Genomic DNA, 1,330 nt, shown 5'->3' with positions numbered 1-1,330 from the left:
CATGGCGGTGCGTATCTCGCCGAGCTGGGGGAGCAGCAGGTGCACAATCAACCCCAGGACCAGCAGCTCCAGGACCGCGCGGCGGCTGATCCGGAACCTCCCCGGAGTCGGGAGCGGGCCGCGCCGTCGTACCGGTCTCGGACGCCGAGTCGGCCGCCAGCGCGGCGAGCCGCGCGTCGGCGAGCGCCTCGGTGCCGCTGGCCAGCCGGGTGATGCCCCCGGCCGACCAGGCCATGCGGCCGACCAGCGCCGCCACGCCACAACCCCGGGTGTACGGCCGCCCGGCCCGACCCGAGTCGGACAACGAGCCGGAGCAGGCAGCCCCGGAGGCGTTCCAGGCCGACCCGGCTCCCGAGCGTCCGGGCATGCCTGACTGGCAGCAGGACGCCGGCCGCCAGGGCGCGCCCGACTGGCAGCAGGACGCTGGTCGCCCGGCCATGCCCGACTGGCAGCAGGCGCCTGAGCGCCCGGCCGCACCGGACTGGCAGCAGGCGCCGGAGCGCCAGGGCCCGCCGGACTGGCAGAACGGGCCGGATCGGCAGCAGGGCTTCCCCGGTTGGGGCGACGACTCGCCGTCCGAGCCGCAGTTCGACGACCGGGAACGGTCGTCGGCGCCCAACGGGTTCGGCGAGCCCCCCTCGGCCGCTGCCGCGCCGCCGGCGTTCCCACCCGGTGTGCCGTCCTTCGTCGACGCGCCCGGCAACAACCGGCCGGTGAACGGCGTTCGACCGCAGTCCGGCGGTGAGCGCCCAGCCGACCGCTTCGGGGCGCCGGCCGCCGGCACCGCCGCGGTGAACGGCGCGCCGGGCTTCGGTGCGCCGGCCATCGAGCAGGCGCCGGGTGGTCAGTTCCCGGCCTTCCCGCCGCCCCAGCAGCCAGGGCCGTCCTGGGGCCAGGAGGCCACCGAATCGGACCAGGGCCGGTTCGACTCGTTCAAGCCGGACGCGGAGGAGCCCAAGGCGGAGCCTCCGGTGCCGAAGGTGCGCAACGGTCGGGTCCTGGCCGCGGTGTTGATCGCCGCCGTGCTGATCCTGGCGGTGCCGCTCGGCCTGCTGATGCTGCTCGGCAAGTTCGGCGGTGGGGACGACTCGCCGGCCTTCGACCCGGCGGTCGGCACCTGCGTGAAGCAGGCCGGCCAGGGCGCCTCGGCGGTGGACTGCGGCGAGGCGGGCGCGTTCACGATCGTTTCCAAGGTGGACGCGAAGGACAAGTGCGCCGACCCTGCTCAGCCCCACGTGGTGCTGCCCGGCGAGGGCACCAACCGGGTGCTCTGCCTCAAGCCGGCCACCAAGTAGAACGCATCGACGGCGGAGCCACGGTTGCCCGTGGC

General features: G+C 75.5%; 1 protein-coding gene. It reads left to right on the top strand.

Annotation, left to right across the window (positions count from 1 at the left end; all coding sequences use genetic code 11):
- The first annotated feature begins 191 nt into the window (after nt 1-191).
- Nucleotides 192-1,295, top strand: a complete 1,104-nt coding sequence (locus AB0J68_RS32255) for a hypothetical protein (protein ID WP_363942682.1) — start codon at nt 192-194, stop codon at nt 1,293-1,295.
- Nucleotides 1,296-1,330: the final 35 nt, after the last annotated feature.

Source organism: Micromonospora sp. NPDC049580 (assembly GCF_040675595.1).
Lineage (GTDB): Bacteria > Actinomycetota > Actinomycetes > Mycobacteriales > Micromonosporaceae > Micromonospora.
The sequence above is the reverse complement of the archived record's forward strand: the minus strand, read 5'-3'. Positions and strand labels throughout refer to the sequence as shown.